The following is a 16265-nucleotide window of genomic DNA, read 5'->3' as shown; positions in this document are numbered from 1 at the left end:
CATGTCAGTGACGGACCGGGTCAGGCCTCGAGGCCAGGTGGCTGATGAGGAACAGTCCAGCTTCAAGAGCGTCCGGCGGCTCGCGTTTTCGCAGCAGCTGTCACGGTGGGACGTCAAAGTTTCGCCCTACCTGTACATCTCGCCGTTTTTCCTGCTGTTTGCCCTCACGGGCTTGTTTCCGCTGCTCTACACCGGCTGGGTTTCCCTGCACAACTGGAACCTGATCGGCGGCCAGGGCAAGTTCATCGGACTGGAGAACTTCGGTTTTGTCCTGGGGCAGCCGTACTTCTGGAACGCGGTGGGAAACACGCTGAGCATCTTCCTGCTCTCTTCCGTGCCGCAGGTCGTGCTGGCGCTGCTGATCGCAGCCGTACTGGACGCGAACCTGCGGGCGAAGACGTTCTGGCGGATGGGTGTTTTGGTGCCCTTCGTCGTCGCACCCGTGGCGGTTGGACTCATCTTCAACAACCTGTTCGCGGACCAGTTCGGTCTCGTCAACGAACTGTTGGCCCACGTCGGCCTTGACCCGGTCCGCTGGCATTCCGACCAGCTGGCCAGCCACCTGGCGATCGCCACCATGGTGAACTTTCGCTGGATCGGCTACAACGCACTGATCTTCCTTGCGGCGATGCAGGCCATCCCGAGGGATGTCTTGGAAGCTGCCACGATCGACGGAGCAGGCCGCGTCCGCCAGTTCCTGTCGGTCACCGTCCCGATGCTTCGGCCCACGGTCATCTTCGTAGCCATCACGTCCACGATCGGCGGGCTGCAGATTTTCGACGAGCCGCGGGTGTTCGACCAGTCCGGGCTCGGCGGTGCCGACCGGCAGTGGCAGACGCTCACCATGTACATCTGGGAACTGGGCTGGGGACAGCGCAATTTCGGCCGGGCCTCGGCCGTGGCGTGGCTGCTGTTCCTGATGATTGTGCTGATCGCCCTCTTGAATTTCCTTCTCACCCGGCGCATCGCAGACCAGGGAGGCCGCAAATGAGCTCCATCCCCATGATCCGGCAAACCGCAGGCGAAGGCGCCGCCAAGACGGCCGCCAAGCGGCTGAACCGGCCGGCCCGGCGCGAGCCCGGCCAGGTGCGCAGCCGGGGACCCGGCCGGCCCGGCGCCGGCGGCATCCGCCGTCCCGGGGCGCTGACCTACGGCGCCCTGGGTGCCGTGCTGCTGGCGTCCCTGTTTCCGCTGTACTGGTCCTTCCTGGTGGGCAGCCATGACAGCACGGCGCTGAGCCGCGGGATCCCGCTCCTGCCGGGCGGGAACTTCCTGGCCAACGCCGCCAAAGTCTTCGACAGCATTCCCTTCTGGAAGGCCATGGGCAACAGCCTCCTGGTTTCCACGGTCACCGCAGCCTCGGTGGTGGCCTTCTCAACCCTCGCGGGATTCGCGTTCGCCAAACTGCGCTTCCGCGGCAGCAAGGGACTGCTCGTCTTCGTGATCGCCACCATGGCGGTCCCCACCCAGCTCGGCGTGGTTCCGCTGTTCATCGTGATGGCAAAGCTGGGCTGGACCGGTTCGCTCTGGGCCGTCATCATTCCCGGCGTCGTCACGGCCTTCGGCGTGTTCTGGATGACCCAGTACCTGCGCGACGCCCTTCCGGACGAGCTCATCGAGGCCGTCCGAATGGACGGAGCTTCCATGATCCAGGCCTTCTGGTACGTCGGTTTCACCGCGGCGCGGCCGGCTGCGGCCATGCTGGCGCTTTTCACCTTCGTGGCCACCTGGACCAACTTCTTCTGGCCCTTTATTGTGCTGGACCCGTCCAACCCGACCCTGCCTGTGGCACTGCAGCTGCTGCAGGCCGCCCACTTTGTGGATTACTCAGTGGTGCTGGCCGGGGCTGTCCTGGCCACCATCCCGCTGTTGCTGCTCTTCATCGCGGCAGGTCGCCAACTCGTTTCAGGAATCATGCAAGGAGCAGTCAAAGGATGAGCACCACCCCAATCACATTCCCCGAAGGTTTTCTGTGGGGCGCGGCCACCGCGGCCTACCAGATCGAAGGGGCTGCCCATGAGGGCGGACGGAAGGACTCGATCTGGGACACCTTCGCCCGGGTCCCCGGGGCCGTCGCAGACGCCCACAACGGTGACGTGGCGTGCGACCACTACCACCGCTCCGGCCAGGACGTCGAACTGATGAAATCGCTGAACCTCAAGGCGTACCGCTTCTCGACGTCGTGGGCCCGCTGCATGCCCGACGGCAGGACGCCGAACCCCGAGGGGATCGCCTTCTACTCCCGGCTCGTTGACGAGCTCCTCGCCGCCGGCATCACCCCCTGGCTGACGCTGTACCACTGGGACCTGCCTCAGGCGCTGGAGGACGAGGGGGGCTGGGCCAACCGCGAAACCGCCGAGCTCTTCGCGGCCTACGCCGCCGTCATGCATGAGGCCCTGGGCGATCGGGTCCGCATCTGGACCACGCTCAATGAGCCCTGGTGCTCGGCGTTCCTCGGCTATGCCTCGGGAGTCCACGCCCCGGGCCGGCAGGAACCGGCGGCCGCCCTCGCGGCCGCGCACCATCTCCTGCTCGGGCATGGGCTCGCAGCCACGGAACTGCGCCGGCGCGACCCGGAGGTGAGCCTCGGCATCACCCTGAACCTCACGGTCGCCGACCCGGCCGACCCCGGCTCCGCTGAGGACCGGGATGCAGCCCGCCGGATCGACGGCCTGCACAACCGGATCTTCCTCGACCCGCTCTTCCGCGGCGAGTACCCCGCGGACGTGCTCGAGGACATCGCCGGCCTGGGCTTCGACACGGTGGTGCGGGACGGTGACCTGGCCGTCATCTCAACGCCTCTGGACCTGCTCGGCATCAATTACTACCAGGGCGAAGCCCTGACCAAGGCGGCGGCCCCCGAAGAACAGGCCCGGCCGGATACCGTGACGACGACGGCGCAGGCCGCGCCGGGGTCGGGCGGCAAGCCGGAGGCCACGCCGTTTGTCTCCGCCGAGGACGTGCACTCAGTACCGCGCGGGCTGCCGGTGACCGGCATGGGCTGGGAGGTGCAGCCCGAGGGCCTGTACCGCTTGTTGACCAGGCTGCAGCGCGAATACACCGGTCCGGCCGGCATCCCGCTCTACATGACCGAGAACGGCGCAGCCTACCCGGACGCTCCCGACGCCACCGGCTTCGTGGACGACCAGGACCGGCTGGCGTTCTTTGACGCCCACCTGCGCGCCGTCCATGAGGCGATCGACGACGGTGCGGACGTCCGCGGCTACCTGGCATGGTCGCTCCTGGACAATTTCGAGTGGGCCTACGGCTATCACCAGCGCTTTGGCCTGGTCCGGGTCGACTACGAGACCCTGGAACGCGTCCCCAAGGCGAGCGGACTCTGGTATGCGACGGTGGCGGCGGCCAATGCCCTGCCGGCGCAGCAGCACGGGATGGTCACTGCGGACACCGGGGATGTCGTATTCTCAAAGTAATGAGCGCACAGATCCACCGGGGTCTCCGGGCCGGACCGGCCAAACCCACCCCCACCCTTGAAGACCTCGCGACGGCGGCCGGAGTGTCACGCTCCACCGCCTCGCGGGCCATCAACGGAGGCTCCCGCGTCAGCCCGGAAGCCCAGGCCGCGGTGGATGCCGCGGTCATCTCCCTGGGGTACACGCCCAACCGGGCCGCACGAAGCCTCGTCACGCGCCGGACGTCGTCGATCGCCCTGGTGATCAACGAGCCCGATGCCCGGGTCATGATGGACCCGTTCTTCGCCGCCGTCATCACCGGCGTGACCGAGGCCCTGCGGGAGACGGACATGCAGCTGGTCCTGCTGATGTCCCGGGCCGGCGGTGATCCTTCCCGGACCCTCCGGTACCTGCGGGGTGGCCACGTGGATGGCGCCATTGTCGTCTCGCACCACAAGGCAGACGGCTGGACCGAAGAGCTGGCCGCCGCGGGGCTGCCCACCGTCTTCATCGGACGGCCGTGGGATACCGGGCTGGGGATCCACTATGTCGATGTGGACAGCTTTGAAGGCGGCCGCCTGGCCGCGCTTCACCTGGCGGGCGCCGGGCGTACCCGGCTGGCAACCATCACCGGCCCGCTCGACATGACCGCCGCCGCGGACCGGCTGGAGGGATGGCAGGCGGGCCTCCGGGAAGCCGGGCTGCGGCCGGGCCCGGTGGCGCAGGGAGATTTCACGCCCGCCGGCGGCACCGAAGCGGCCGAGCGGCTCCTGGCCGAGGACGGCAGCGTCGATGGCATCTTCGCCGCCTCCGACCTGATGGCCCGCGGTGCCATCACGGCCCTGCAGGCCTCCGGACGTTCGGTGCCCGGGGACGTCGCCGTCGTCGGCTTTGATGACCATCTGACGGCTCCGGGCGAACTGCCCTTGACCACGATCAACCAGCCAACGGTTGAAATGGCGGCCCAGGCGGGACGTCTGCTGCTCGCGGACATCGAAGACCCCGGGACCAGCCGGGACCCGCTGATTTTCCCGGCCCGCCTTGTCGTCAGGGACAGCACCCTTCCGCAGCCGGGGTAGGCAAACAGGCGGCTGGCGGCGCTACTGGAAGTCCGCCAGCCAGAGGTCCGGGCCGAACACCTCGTACTGGATGTCTTTGGCCGGCACGCCGCCGGCAATCAAAGCGCTCCGGACCGACTTTAGGAACGGCAGCGGGCCGCAGAGGTAGTACTCGGCGTCGTCGGGCAGATCCACCGCGCCGATATCCATGAAACCGGAGAACCCTGAACTCGGCTCCTCCGCGGAGGGGTTCAGGAACCACGTGGTCAGGGATCCGTCCGGCAATGCCGCGAGATCTTCCCGGACCTGCGCCCGGAGCGGGAACGACTCCTCACTGTCGTCCGCATGCAGGAGCATCACCCGGCGCTGGGATCTGGACTTGACCAGGTGGGAAAGCATGCCGGCCATCGGAGTGATTCCAATTCCTGCGCTCGCCATGACCAGGGGCCGGTCCGTGTACTCCAGGACTACGTCGCCGAAGGGGGCCGAGAGCACCACCTCGTGGCCCACCTGGACGTTCTTGTGGAGCAGCGTCGACATCTCGCCGTCAGGGGTCGCGAGTCCATGAACCCGCTTCACGGCGAACTGCCGGTGCTGCCCGTCGTCGGCCCTGGTCAGGCTGTATTGGCGGGGCTGGTGCACGCCGTCGGGCATGGTCATCTTGATGGTGACGTACTGCCCCGGCAGGGACGGTTTGACGTCGCGCTCGTCGGTGCGTTCGACGACGAAGGAGACGACGTCGTCCGTCTCCTGGATCCGTTGCACCACCCGCCACGTCCGCCAGATGGTGTCGGGGGAGAGGTGCACGGCGTTGTACAGCCCGCGCTCCTTGTTGATGAGCAGGTTCGCCATCAGCCAGTAGACCTCGTCCCAGGCGGCGGCGACCTCTTCGGTGACGGCCTCACCGAGCACATCGACGATCGCCCACATGAGGTGGTCGTGGACAATCTGGTACTGGTCCGGGCTTAGCCCCAGCGAAACGTGTTTGTGGGCCACGCGGGAGAGCAGATGGTCCGGCACCTGGTCCGGCTTGTCCACAAGCATGCCGGCGAAGGCCGCGATGGATCCGGCGAGCGCCTGCTGCTGCCGGCCGTCCGCCTGGTTTCCGCGGTTAAAGAGGCCGTCCAGGAGGTCCGGGCGCGCGTCGAACATGTGTTGGTAGAAGCGCTTGGCGATCTCTTCGATGTGCTCGCCGACGACGGGCAGCGTTGCCTTGATGACGGGGAGCGAGGTGTCTGAAAGCATGGCGGATCCCTAACGGTGCGACCGGTGATACCCGGCGGTGCCGGGCGACTCGGCACTTCCACGCTAACAGCCCGGGCCGGGGTGTTCCGGGCCGATCGGCCCTACATGGGCGGCGTGGTCCGGTGTAGCCGGGCACACAGATTCCTGCCCCCGGTAAGCCCAGCCGGGCCCCTCAGCCGCCCGGCTCAGCCCTTGCGGTCCAGCAGCAGGTTGGTGATCCGCAGCGTGCAGAGCCGGTCGCCGGCCTCGTTGGTGATCAGCACCTCGTGGGTCGTCACCGTGCTGCCGAGGTGGATCGGGGTGGCGGTTACCGTGACCAGCCCCTCGCGGGCGGACTTGTGGTGCGTGGCTGATACGTCCACACCCACCGCGGTCTTGCCCAGCGTGCTGGCGTGGATCACCGAGGCCCAGGAACCCACGGCTTCGCCCACAGCCAGCGAGGCGCCGCCGTGCAGCAGGCCGAAGGACTGGCGGTTTCCTTCCACCGGCATGGTCGCCACGACGCGTTCCACCGACTGCTCGACGATTTTGACCCCCATCTTCTCGTCAAGTTCACCGAGGGTGATTTTCCACAGCTCGGTACCGCTTTGAAGGTCGCGGGGGTCGGGCGTCATAGCGTCTCCTCTGGTGCTTGGGCCGGTCACGGGCCGTCCGGTCCTGCCGCTACTAGTGTGCCGCAGGGCTCATTCATGTACTGTAGACATATTACCGAACGGACGGTCAGTAATGCGCTGGCCGTGTTGATCTTGCCCCGCGTTGGAAGGACCCGTCAACGATGACCACCACTGCAACAGCTCCGGAACCCTCAGTAGGCAGCGTCGAGATCGTCCCCAGCTTCATCCGGAACTCGTGGTGGACCCCCGACGCCGCGTCCGCCGCCGGCGCGGCCCCCGTCCTGGACGCCAGCACCGGTGAACTCCTGGCCAGGGTAAGCACCGAGGGCCTGGACCTCGCCGCCGTCGTCGACTACGGCCGCACCACCGGGCAGGCCGAACTGGGCAAGCTGACCTTCCACCAGCGTGCCCTCAAGCTCAAGGAACTGGCCCAGTACCTCAACGGCCGCCGCGAGGAGTTCTACGCGCTGTCCGCGCAGACCGGCGCCACCAAGATCGACTCGATGATCGACATCGACGGCGGCATCGGCGTGCTGTTCACCTTCGGCTCCAAGGGCCGGCGCGAGCTGCCCAACGCCCAGGTGGTGGTGGACGGGCCCATGGAGGTGCTGTCCAAGGACGGGTCCTTCGCCGGCGAGCACATCTACACCCGGATCCCGGGCGTCGCCGTGCAGATCAACGCCTTCAACTTCCCGGTCTGGGGCATGCTGGAAAAGCTCGCCCCCGCTTTCATCGCCGGCGTCCCCACCATCGTCAAGCCCGCAACGCCCACCGGCTACGTCGCCGCGGCCGTCGTGAAGGCGATCGATGAATCCGGCATCCTGCCCCAGGGCTCGCTGCAGCTCGTCTCCGGCTCCGTTCGCACCCTGCTCGACCACCTGGACTACCGCGACCTCGTCGCCTTCACCGGCTCCGCGTCCACCGCCAACACGCTCAAGTCCCACCCCAACGTGGTCAAGGGCGGCGTCCGCTTCACCTCCGAAACCGACTCGCTCAACGCCGCCATCCTGGGCCCGGACGCCGTGAAGGGCACACCGGAATTCGACGCCTTCATCAAGTCCCTGGTCACCGAGATGACCGCCAAGGCCGGCCAGAAATGCACCTCCATCCGCCGCGCGATCGTGCCGCAGGAACTGGTGTCCGACGTCGTCGCGGCCGTGGGGGAGCGGATCACCGAACGCGTCGTGCTCGGCGACCCGCGCGCCGAGGGCGTCACGATGGGCGCCCTCGCCTCCCGCGAGCAGCTCGCCGACGTACGCGCCGCCGTCCAGTCGATGCTCGACGCCGGCGGCGAGCTCGCCTACGGCACCCTCGATTCGCCGAAGGTCACCAGTGCCGACGGGAGTGTCGGCGTCGTCGAGGACGGCGCGTTCATGTCCCCGGTGCTGCTGAGCTGGGCCGACCCGGAAGCCGAAGAGGTCCACTCGCTCGAAGCCTTCGGCCCGGTCTCCTCGGTGATCGGCTACACCGACCTCGCCGACGCCGTCCGCCTCGCCGCCCGCGGCGGCGGCTCGCTGGTAGCCTCGGTCTGCACCAACGATCCGGCGGTGGCCCGCGAACTCGTCACCGGCATCGCGGCCCACCACGGCCGCGTCCTGATGCTCAACCGCGAGGACGCCCGCAGCTCCACCGGCCACGGCTCCCCGGTCCCGCACCTGGTCCACGGCGGCCCGGGCCGCGCCGGCGGCGGCGAGGAGCTGGGCGGCATCCGCTCGGTCATGCACCACATGCAGCGCACCGCCATCCAGGGCTCGCCCAACATGCTCACGGCCGTCACGGGCGTCTGGCACACCGGAGCGGACCGCAACTTCACCCTCGAGACCGAGGGCCAGCACCCGTTCCGGAAACACCTGAGCACGCTGCACATCGGCGACGCCGTCCGCTCCGAGCTGCGCGAGGTCTCGCTGGAGGAGATCACCAAGTTCGCGCACTCCACCGGCGACACCTTCTACGCCCACACCAACCAGGAAGCGGCGGAGGCCAACCCCTTCTTCCCGGGCATCGTGGCGCACGGCTACCTGTTGCTGGCGTGGGGCGCCGGGCTGTTCGTGGAGCCTGCGCCGGGTCCTGTCCTGGCCAACTACGGCCTGGAGAACCTGCGCTTCATCACCCCGGTCGCGGCGGGCGACTCCATCCGGGTCACCCTGACGGCCAAGAAGATCACCCCGCGCGAGACCGACGAGTACGGCGAGGTGGCCTGGGACGCCGTCCTGACCAACCAGAACGACGAAATTGTCGCCACCTACGACGTCCTGACCCTCGTAGAGAAGTAACCCCTTCCGACGCTCCCTCACACGATGCGGTTCCGTTGCGGACGCTCCCTCACACGATGCGGTCCCGTCGCGGACGCTCCCTCACCCAGTGAGGGAGCGTCGGCGGTGGGGCAGCCGGAGGTGAGGGAGCGTCGGGTGTTAGGCGCGCAGTTGGCAGGCTCTTTCCTGCCGGCTGCGGCGTAAAATCGTGCTCGTAGGAGGTGGCGAAATGTCACTAGTACTGAGTAAAGCCACAACAGTCCTGCCAGTCGATGATGCAGCGCGGGCCCGGCATTTCTATGCGGACACCCTGGGGCTCCCGCACCGTGGCGTGGCAGACGACGGAAGCGAACTATTCGGCTCAGAAGGCGGCCCCATGCTGCAGCTGATGCCTGTCAAGGATGGAAAGCATTCGGAGCACACCACCCTGAGTTTCGAAGTCAGCGAGATTGAACGCACCGTCAGGGAGATGGAAGCCAAGGGCGTCACGTTCCAGGACTACAACCTCCCCGATCTCAAGACCGAGAACCACATTTGTACGACGGATTCGGAGAAGTGCGCCTGGTTCATGGACTCCGAGCACAACATTCTCTGCGTGCACGAGAGCCTCGCCACGGCAGCCGACTACCAGCTCTGAGCGGAGGATCCCGGCATCCTGACTGCAGGACTGCGTTGCCAACAGCGTCCCGGTCTTCCCGGGCGCTGTTCCATGTCCGCGCTAGGGCCGCGGGGTCCTGTCCCCGTGCTGCACCCCGGGTGTAGCTTGAAACCAGATTCCCGGACGGCGAAGGCGAGGCGCGCAGACATGACTGATTCGTCTTCCCGACCGGCATCCGAAACCCGGATCCGCCGCGTCGTCTGGTTCCCCACCACCCGGACCGGCAAGGTGGCTCTGACGCTGGCCTATCTCACGGTGTTGTCGCCTGTCTGGGTTTTCGTGGTCCTGGGGCAGGCCGTGTTCAGGGCAGGAGCCTCCGACGACGTGGTCGTGGCCATGCTGGTTGGTTCCGTCGTGGCGCTCTGGGCCGCCCTGCTCTGGGCGAAGGAGCGCTCCCTCCTGGTCGCGGCCTTCACCGTGCTGCTGTCGGCAGCGCTGATGTATTTCCTCGGCTGGCTCACCACGGCCCAGGGCCCGGCGGCCCGGTGAGCGCGTCGTCCAGGGCGCACGGCCGCAAAATTGCCTGGCTGCCGCGCACCCGGATGGGCAACGTGGCACTGGTCCTGGACCTCGCCATGGTCGCCTTCCCGGTGTGGGTCCTGCCGTCCTGGTACCTCGTGACGCTATTGGTCGGTGCCGGCGGCATGTTCGAATCGCCCCGGGCGGTGGCCGCGAACAGCATTTTCCAAGGCCTCGTGGTGGCCGGCACGCTGGTGGTGAACCTGGCCGCGTTGCTCCGCGCCAGGGACTACTCGATCCTGCTCGGGCTGGCCGTGCTCCCGCTGTCCGCCGTGGTGCTGTACATGGGCTGGTTCGCGGCCGTGAATGGGTTTCCCGGCCTTGCGGGGGCGCATTGACACGGACACGCCGGCGGGTGGCGGTGAATAAAGCGCAGCACCCGTCAAAGTGCCCCCGGACGGTCCGGACCGACCGGCGCGTCAACGGCAACCACAGCGCGATTCCGCGGCAGGCGGCGTCAGGCCTTGCCGGGGACGTGGAGGCCGTGGAAAGCCATGGTGATGACGTCGTCGGCCAGCTTCGCGGGGGAGAGTGAACCGCCCGGCTTGTACCACTCGACGATCGAGTTGATGGTGCCGAACAGCAGCCGGGTGACGGTGCGGGGATCAATGTCCTGGCGCAGCGAGCCTTCGTCGCGGGCCTCGGAAATCAATGCCGCCACCTTGTGGTCGAAGGTGCGGCGGCGTTCCAGCGCGTCACGCTCGATTTCGGTGTTGCCGCGCAGCCGCAGCAGCAGGGTGACGAACGGCAGCCGTTCCACCAGGACGGAGATGGTCTCGCGGACCACAAACTCCAGCCGGGCGTCGGCGGTCCCGGTCCTCGCCTCGGGCCGGTCCAGGATGGCCTCGAGGCCGCCCAGGGCGTGGTCGAGGGCAAGTTTGAGGAGGTCGCCCTTGGACGGGACATGGTGGTAGATCGCGGACTTGGAGATGCCCAGGTTCTCGGCGAGGATGCCCATCGAGGTGGCGTCGTAGCCGTGGCGGTTGAAGACGTCGACGGCGATCAGCAGCACCGACTGCTGGTCATAGCCGGGGCGGCCGCGCTTGGTGGTGGTTCCTGTGCTGGGCATACTCGCTAGTTTCTCATGAACGGTCGGTCGGTCCGGCAGCCGTGGCCTGGGAGGTCATGGCTGCCGGGCCGGCCCGGTGGCTGAACAAACCCGAGTAGGTCAGGCCTTCGGGCGCAGGTCGTAAATCCGGCGCAGCTTGCCGTTGGAGCGCTCCAGCGAACCGGGATCAACGACGTCGACCGTGCAGGAGGAGCCGACGTGGATCTTGATCTGCTGCTGCAGCACCTTCGCCGCCGCCGCGCTGCCCTCGATCGTGACGGCCTCGCGGCGCTCGATCTTAACCGTCAGCCGGTCCATCCGCTGGCCTTCCGGGCGGGTGAGTTCCAGCTGGAAGTGCGGGCTGAGCTCCGGGATGCGCAGCGCGATTTCCTCGATCTGGGAGGGGAACAGGTTCACGCCGCGCAGGATGATCATGTCGTCGCTGCGGCCGGTGATGCGGCCCATCCGGCGGTGCGCCGGGCGGGCGGTACCGGGCAGCAGCCGGGTGAGGTCCTTGGTGCGGTAGCGGATGATCGGCAGGGCTTCCTTGGTGAGCGAGGTGAAGACCAGCTCGCCGGGTTCGCCGTCGCCCAGGACCACGGACGGGTCGAAGGCGTCGATGATTTCGGGGCGGAAGTGGTCCTCCCAGATGTGGCTGCCGTCCTGGGTCTCCACGGCCTCGCCGGCGACGCCCGGGCCCATGACCTCGGAGAGGCCGTAAATGTCGCAGGCCTTGATGTTCATCATCACTTCGAGCTCGTGGCGCATCTCTTCGGTCCACGGCTCGGCGCCGAGCACGGCGTACTTGAGCGAGGTGGAGGCCGGGTCGATGCCCTGCTTCATCATGGCGTCCGCGATGGTCAGCAGGTAGGTCGGGGTGGCCAGGATGGCGTCGGGCTTGAAGTCCTGGATCAGCGTGATCTGGCGTTCGGTCTGGCCGCCGGAGATCGGGATGACGGTGCAGCCCAGCGCCTCGGCCCCGGCGTGGGCGCCCATCCCGCCGGTGAACAAGCCGTAGCCGTAGGCGTTGTGGACCTTCATGCCGGGCCGGACGCCGGAGGCGCGCAGCGAACGGGCCACCAGCTTGGCCCAGTCGGCGAGGTCCTTCTTGGTGTAGCCGACCACGGTGGCGCGGCCGGTGGTGCCGGAGCTGGCGTGGATCCGGGCCACCTCGTGCTGCGGCACCGCGAACATGCCGAAGGGGTACTCGAGCCGGAGGTCTTCCTTGGTGGTGAAGGGGAACTTCCCCAGGTCCGAGAGCTCGCGGAGGTCGGTCGGGTGCACGCCGGCCTCGTCGAACTTGCGCTTGTACAGGGGGACGCGGTCGTACGCGTACGCCACGGTGTGCTGCAGGCGGCTGAGCTGCAAAGCCTCCAGCTCGTCGCGGGAGATGGTTTCTTCGCGGTCCAGGACGGCGTCGCTGGGGGCGAGGGCAGATTCGGCGGTGGGGGTGGTCATCTGGGTCCCTATTTCTATTTCTTGGAGATGGTGCGGCTGCGGCCGCGGAACTCGGCGATGAGTTCGCCCGGAGCGATGTCGGTGGGGAGCCCGCCCGGGAGTGTGGTGGTCGGGGTGGAACTGGTGGGAGCGTCTGCCGGCCCGGGGATGGCGTCGGGGTCAGCGGCGTAGATCTGGACGTCGTAGAGGCCGCTGCGGCCGGTGCTGGCGCGGTGGTTGGCGACGGCGGTGAGGATCTGCCCGCGGAAGGCCGGTTTGATGAAATTGATGTCGACGCCGGAGGCCACCGTGATGGACCCCGCGTCGGCCGGGCCCGGCTTCACCGGATTGCAGGCGAGGGCGAACGCGGTGTCGCCGAAGGCGAAGATCATTCCGCCGTGGGCCATGCCGAAACCGTTGAGCATTTCCTGCCGGAGCGGCATCCGGATGGTGGCGTGGCCGTCGTCGAGCGCCAGGACCTCAATGCCCATCCATTCGGAGGCGTAGTCGTCTTTCAAGACGGGGTGGGTGTCACCGGAAATCGTCAGTTCAGCCATGCGTCGTTGCCTCCAGCTTTATTTACCGAATGTTCATTAGGTAATCCCATCCGGGTGCCCGCTGTCAAGGGGTGTAAGTATGCTGGGACACATGGCCAAAGGAATATATGTCAGCGCAACGACCCCGGGATCCGGAAAGTCGCTCATCGCCCTGGGCCTGGCGGACACGCTCCACCGGCACGCGGACCGCATCGGTTTCTTCAAACCCGTGGTGCACGGCCGCGCCGACGCCGACCCGATGGTCGCGCTGATGAAGTCCCGCTTCGACCTCGACGACGACCGTTGCCGCGCCGGCCTGACCTTCGCCGAGGTCCGCGGCCTTCTCGCGGAAGGAAAACGCGAGGAGATCGACTCCCGCTGCGTTGAGATCTTCGCGGAGATGTCCCGGCACTGCGACGTGGTGATCATTGAGGGCACGGACCTGACCGGCCAGGACGCCGCCGTCGAATTCGACCTCAACGCCCGGCTCGCCAACAACCTCGCGGCGCCGATGGTCGCCGTCGTCGGGGCGAGGGGCCGCACCGTCGCCGAAACCGCCGACGCCGTTGAAGTGGCCCGCAAGGAACTCCTCGCCGAGCGGTGCGCCCTGCTGGCGATCATGGTCAACCGCGCCGACCCCGAGGACCTGGAGCAAATCGCCGCGGCGGTCCGTCCGGGCGCCTCCGGCCGCCCCGTGTACGTCTTCCCCGAGCTGGAGGACATTGCACGGCCCACCACCGGCGAGGTCGCGTCCGCGCTGGGCATCGGCCAGGTGGCCGGCCTGCCGGACCTGGAACGCGATGTGCACTCGGTCAAGGTCGCGGCCATGAACGTGGCGAACTTCCTGCACGTGCTCGACGACGGCGCGCTGGTGATCGTTCCCGGCGACCGGGCGGACGTGCTGGTGGCCTGCCTCGCGTCCTCGTTCTCGCCGGAATTCCCGGTGCCGTCGGCGCTCATCCTGACCGGCGGGCTGGCCCCGGACCCCACCATCTACTCGCTGCTGGCGCAGGCCCCCTTCCCGATCTTCGCCGCCCCGGACGACACGTATGTCACCGCTAAACGGGTCTCCGAGGTGCGCAGCGAAATCTGGTCCGGGCACCGCCGCAAGGTCGCGTCCGCGCTGGGCCTGTGGGCCAAACGGGTGGACGAGGCGGAGCTGCTGGAGCGTCTGCACCTGCCGCGGCCGGAGCGGATGACGCCGCTGCGCTTCCTGCACGACCTGATCGAACGGGCCCGTTCGCAGCGCCGCCACATCGTCCTGCCGGAGGGCACGGACGTCCGGATCCTGCGGGCCGCGGAGATCCTGCACCGCCGCGACGTCTGCGAGCTCACCGTGCTGGGCCGCGAATCCGTGGTCCGCGAGCTCGCCGCCACGCAGGGGATCGACCTGACCGGCATCAACATCGTGGACCCGGCCACGTCCGAGCTGCGGCAGGGGTTCGCCCAGAAGTACGCGGAACTGCGCGCACACAAGGGCGTGGACCTGGCGAAAGCGCTCGAGGTGATGCAGGACGAAAGCTACTTCGGCACCATGATGGTCCAGCTCGGCGTGGTGGACGGCATGGTCTCCGGGGCAGCCCACACGACGGCGCACACCATCCGGCCGGCGCTGGAGTTCGTCAAGACCCGCGAGGGCGTCAAGATCGTCTCCTCGGTGTTCCTCATGCTGATGCCGGACCGGGTGCTGGTCTACGGCGACTGCGCCGTCAACCCCGAACCCAACGTCGAACAGCTCGCGGACATCGCGCTGGCCTCGGCCGAAACCGCGGCCCAGTTCGGCGTCGAGCCGCGGGTGGCGATGCTCTCCTACTCCACCGGCGGCTCCGGGTCCGGCGAAGCGGTTGACGCGGTCCGCCAGGCCACCGAGCTGGTGCGCCAGCGGCGCCCGGACCTCGCGGTGGAGGGCCCCATCCAGTACGACGCCGCCGTCGACGCCGCCATCGGCGAGTCGAAGATGCCCGGCTCGTCCGTGGCCGGGCAGGCGACGGTGTTCATCTTCCCGGACCTGAACACCGGCAACAACACCTACAAGGCGGTCCAGCAGTCCTCCGGTGCGGTCGCCGTCGGGCCCGTGCTGCAGGGGCTCCGCAAGCCGGTCAACGACCTGTCCCGCGGCTGCACCGTCGATGACATCCTGAACACCGTGGCCATCACCGCGATCCAGGCCCAGTCGGTGCAGCCGGCCGCCGAACCGCCCGCAGGGCAGCCCACCGCACTGCCCACCGCACTGCCCGTTGACGCCAAGGCTTAGGAGGCCCCATGCTCGTGCTCGTCATCAACTCAGGCTCGTCCTCGCTCAAGTACCAGGTCCGCGACGTTGAAGCGGGCAGTGTCCTCGCCGAGGGGCTGGTCGAGAAGATCGGGATGGGCAACGGCGGCGACGGCGACGGCGAGATCGAGGGCCCCCGAGACCACGCCGAGGCCCTGGAACAGGTGGACGGGGCGATCCACGAGGCGCTGGGCGACCGGCCGCTGGACGCCGTGGGCCACCGCGTGGTGCACGGCGGCGAACGCTTTTCCGAACCTGTGCTGGTCAACAATGAGATCACCCGTGCCATCGAACGGCTCAACCCGCTGGCGCCGCTGCACAACCCGGCCAATGTGCTCGGCATCCGTGCCATCAGCAAGAAGTGGCCGGAGCTGCCGCAGGTGGCGGTCTTCGATACTGCCTTCCACCGCACCCTGCCCGAGCACGCGTGGCGCTACGCCGTGCCGGATGAGCTCTACACCAACCACGGGATCCGGCGCTACGGCTTCCACGGCACCTCGCACGAGTACGTGGCGCACCGGGCCGCGGCGCTGCTGGACCTGCCGGTGGAGGAGTTCGACGCCGTGATCGCCCATCTCGGCAACGGCGCGTCGGTCACCGCCATCCGCGGCGGCAAGTCGATTGACACTTCAATGGGTTTCACCCCGCTGGAGGGCCTGGTGATGGGCACCCGCTCCGGCGACCTGGACCCCTCCATCCTGGTCTTCCTGGGCCGGGCCGGCTGGTCCGCAGAGGACATTGATTCGATGCTCAACCGCCAGTCCGGGCTGAAGGGCCTCGCCGGGAACAACGACATGCGTTCGGTGGTCGAGGCGGCGGAGGCCGGCGATGCCCGGTCCGCGATGGCGCTTGGCGTGGCCTCCTACCGGCTGGCGAAATACATTGGCGGGTACCACGTGGCCGTGGGCGGCGCGAAGGCGCTGGTCTTCACGGCCGGAATCGGCGAGAACTCGCACCAGTTCCGCAGCCTTGTCACGGAACGGCTGGGGGCGCTGGGCGTGGAGCTCGACGCCGGGCTGAACCGTGAGCGGTCCAAGGAGCCGCGGGTGATTTCGACGCCGGGCTCGGCGCTGCCGGTGCTGGTGGTGCCGACCGACGAGGAGCGCGCGATCGCGGAGGCGACGGCCGCCGTCGTCGCCCACTCTTCGGTTGCTCCGTAACCGCCCTTTTGGCGGCGTATAACGGCACTGCTGGGCCCACGCCGGCAGGGTTC

Annotated in this window: 15 protein-coding genes; 10 read left to right on the top strand and 5 right to left on the bottom strand. The window is 68.0% G+C overall.

The genetic code is table 11. The features are described from left to right. The first annotated feature begins 1 nt into the window (after position 1). The 4 genes from AC1MBE_RS06560 to AC1MBE_RS06545 are packed head-to-tail and all read left to right on the top strand — an operon-like array spanning position 2 to position 4492. The gene (locus AC1MBE_RS06560) at positions 2–991 is read left to right on the top strand and encodes a carbohydrate ABC transporter permease (protein WP_479781722.1); all 990 of its coding nucleotides are present in this window, start codon (positions 2–4) and stop codon (positions 989–991) included. Then, the gene (locus tag AC1MBE_RS06555; protein WP_479781720.1) at positions 988–1938 is read left to right on the top strand and encodes a carbohydrate ABC transporter permease; all 951 of its coding nucleotides are present in this window, start codon (positions 988–990) and stop codon (positions 1936–1938) included. Before AC1MBE_RS06560 ends, AC1MBE_RS06555 begins: the two co-directional genes overlap by 4 nt. Further along, on the top strand, positions 1935–3434 hold the full coding sequence (locus AC1MBE_RS06550) for a glycoside hydrolase family 1 protein (protein WP_479781718.1): 1500 nt from the start codon (positions 1935–1937) through the stop codon (positions 3432–3434). Before AC1MBE_RS06555 ends, AC1MBE_RS06550 begins: the two co-directional genes overlap by 4 nt. Continuing rightward, positions 3434–4492, top strand: a complete 1059-nt coding sequence (locus AC1MBE_RS06545; RefSeq protein WP_479781716.1) for a LacI family DNA-binding transcriptional regulator — start codon at positions 3434–3436, stop codon at positions 4490–4492. Before AC1MBE_RS06550 ends, AC1MBE_RS06545 begins: the two co-directional genes overlap by 1 nt. Positions 4493–4513: 21 nt before the next feature. On the opposite strand, the gene AC1MBE_RS06540 is transcribed toward AC1MBE_RS06545, so the two are convergent. Both AC1MBE_RS06540 and AC1MBE_RS06535 read right to left on the bottom strand, forming a co-directional pair. After that, on the bottom strand, positions 4514–5716 hold the full coding sequence (locus tag AC1MBE_RS06540) for a globin domain-containing protein (RefSeq protein WP_479781714.1): 1203 nt from the start codon (positions 5714–5716) through the stop codon (positions 4514–4516). A gap of 185 nt (positions 5717–5901) precedes the next feature. Continuing rightward, the gene (locus AC1MBE_RS06535; RefSeq protein ID WP_479781713.1) at positions 5902–6330 is read right to left on the bottom strand and encodes a PaaI family thioesterase; all 429 of its coding nucleotides are present in this window, start codon (positions 6328–6330) and stop codon (positions 5902–5904) included. A gap of 161 nt (positions 6331–6491) precedes the next feature. Between AC1MBE_RS06535 and paaZ the strand changes: the two genes are divergently transcribed. From paaZ to AC1MBE_RS06515, 4 genes are all read left to right on the top strand, one after another. Continuing rightward, positions 6492–8603: a phenylacetic acid degradation bifunctional protein PaaZ gene (gene paaZ, locus AC1MBE_RS06530; protein ID WP_479781711.1), complete on the top strand. Its 2112-nt coding sequence runs from the start codon at positions 6492–6494 to the stop codon at positions 8601–8603. 208 nt (positions 8604–8811) lie between these two features. Then, on the top strand, positions 8812–9219 hold the full coding sequence (locus AC1MBE_RS06525) for a VOC family protein (RefSeq protein WP_479781709.1): 408 nt from the start codon (positions 8812–8814) through the stop codon (positions 9217–9219). Positions 9220–9387: 168 nt separating this feature from the next. Further along, a complete protein-coding gene (locus AC1MBE_RS06520; RefSeq protein WP_479781707.1) occupies positions 9388–9729 on the top strand; it encodes a hypothetical protein in 342 nt (113 codons plus the stop codon). Next, positions 9726–10097 carry a hypothetical protein gene (locus tag AC1MBE_RS06515; RefSeq protein ID WP_479781705.1) on the top strand — a complete coding sequence of 124 codons (372 nt, stop codon included), beginning with the start codon at positions 9726–9728 and terminating at the stop codon, positions 10095–10097. Before AC1MBE_RS06520 ends, AC1MBE_RS06515 begins: the two co-directional genes overlap by 4 nt. A 119-nt stretch (positions 10098–10216) precedes the next feature. Here AC1MBE_RS06515 and AC1MBE_RS06510 read toward each other — a convergent pair whose 3' ends face one another. The 3 genes from AC1MBE_RS06510 to AC1MBE_RS06500 form a co-directional block, all read right to left on the bottom strand. Then, on the bottom strand, positions 10217–10828 hold the full coding sequence (locus tag AC1MBE_RS06510) for a TetR/AcrR family transcriptional regulator (protein WP_479781703.1): 612 nt from the start codon (positions 10826–10828) through the stop codon (positions 10217–10219). A gap of 99 nt (positions 10829–10927) precedes the next feature. Then, a complete protein-coding gene (paaK, locus tag AC1MBE_RS06505) occupies positions 10928–12265 on the bottom strand; it encodes a phenylacetate--CoA ligase PaaK (RefSeq protein WP_479781701.1) in 1338 nt (445 codons plus the stop codon). 14 nt (positions 12266–12279) lie between these two features. Beyond that, positions 12280–12801 carry a hotdog fold thioesterase gene (locus tag AC1MBE_RS06500; RefSeq protein WP_479781699.1) on the bottom strand — a complete coding sequence of 174 codons (522 nt, stop codon included), beginning with the start codon at positions 12799–12801 and terminating at the stop codon, positions 12280–12282. A gap of 91 nt (positions 12802–12892) precedes the next feature. Here AC1MBE_RS06500 and pta point away from each other — a divergent pair, with 91 nt between their 5' ends. After that, entirely contained in the window at positions 12893–15034 is a 2142-nt protein-coding gene (pta, locus tag AC1MBE_RS06495) for a phosphate acetyltransferase (RefSeq protein ID WP_479781697.1), read from the top strand. Positions 15035–15042: 8 nt separating this feature from the next. Next, a complete protein-coding gene (locus AC1MBE_RS06490; RefSeq protein WP_479781695.1) occupies positions 15043–16212 on the top strand; it encodes an acetate kinase in 1170 nt (389 codons plus the stop codon). The last annotated feature ends 53 nt before the right edge of the window (positions 16213–16265 follow it).

The organism is Arthrobacter sp. BG5, from assembly GCF_056680155.1.
Note: the sequence above shows the minus strand (reverse complement) of the source record. Positions and strands in the feature narration are given on the sequence as shown.

Coding starts and splice junctions, on each gene's coding strand:
- AC1MBE_RS06550 (WP_479781718.1), top strand. CDS start 1,935: ATGAGCACCACCCCAATCACATTCCCCGAAGGTTTTCTGTGGGGCGCG.
- AC1MBE_RS06560 (WP_479781722.1), top strand. CDS start 2: ATGTCAGTGACGGACCGGGTCAGGCCTCGAGGCCAGGTGGCTGATGAG.
- AC1MBE_RS06520 (WP_479781707.1), top strand. CDS start 9,388: ATGACTGATTCGTCTTCCCGACCGGCATCCGAAACCCGGATCCGCCGC.
- pta (WP_479781697.1), top strand. CDS start 12,893: ATGGCCAAAGGAATATATGTCAGCGCAACGACCCCGGGATCCGGAAAG.
- AC1MBE_RS06510 (WP_479781703.1), bottom strand. CDS start 10,828: ATGCCCAGCACAGGAACCACCACCAAGCGCGGCCGCCCCGGCTATGAC.
- paaK (WP_479781701.1), bottom strand. CDS start 12,265: ATGACCACCCCCACCGCCGAATCTGCCCTCGCCCCCAGCGACGCCGTC.
- AC1MBE_RS06555 (WP_479781720.1), top strand. CDS start 988: ATGAGCTCCATCCCCATGATCCGGCAAACCGCAGGCGAAGGCGCCGCC.
- AC1MBE_RS06540 (WP_479781714.1), bottom strand. CDS start 5,716: ATGCTTTCAGACACCTCGCTCCCCGTCATCAAGGCAACGCTGCCCGTC.
- paaZ (WP_479781711.1), top strand. CDS start 6,492: ATGACCACCACTGCAACAGCTCCGGAACCCTCAGTAGGCAGCGTCGAG.
- AC1MBE_RS06490 (WP_479781695.1), top strand. CDS start 15,043: ATGCTCGTGCTCGTCATCAACTCAGGCTCGTCCTCGCTCAAGTACCAG.
- AC1MBE_RS06545 (WP_479781716.1), top strand. CDS start 3,434: ATGAGCGCACAGATCCACCGGGGTCTCCGGGCCGGACCGGCCAAACCC.
- AC1MBE_RS06525 (WP_479781709.1), top strand. CDS start 8,812: ATGTCACTAGTACTGAGTAAAGCCACAACAGTCCTGCCAGTCGATGAT.
- AC1MBE_RS06535 (WP_479781713.1), bottom strand. CDS start 6,330: ATGACGCCCGACCCCCGCGACCTTCAAAGCGGTACCGAGCTGTGGAAA.
- AC1MBE_RS06500 (WP_479781699.1), bottom strand. CDS start 12,801: ATGGCTGAACTGACGATTTCCGGTGACACCCACCCCGTCTTGAAAGAC.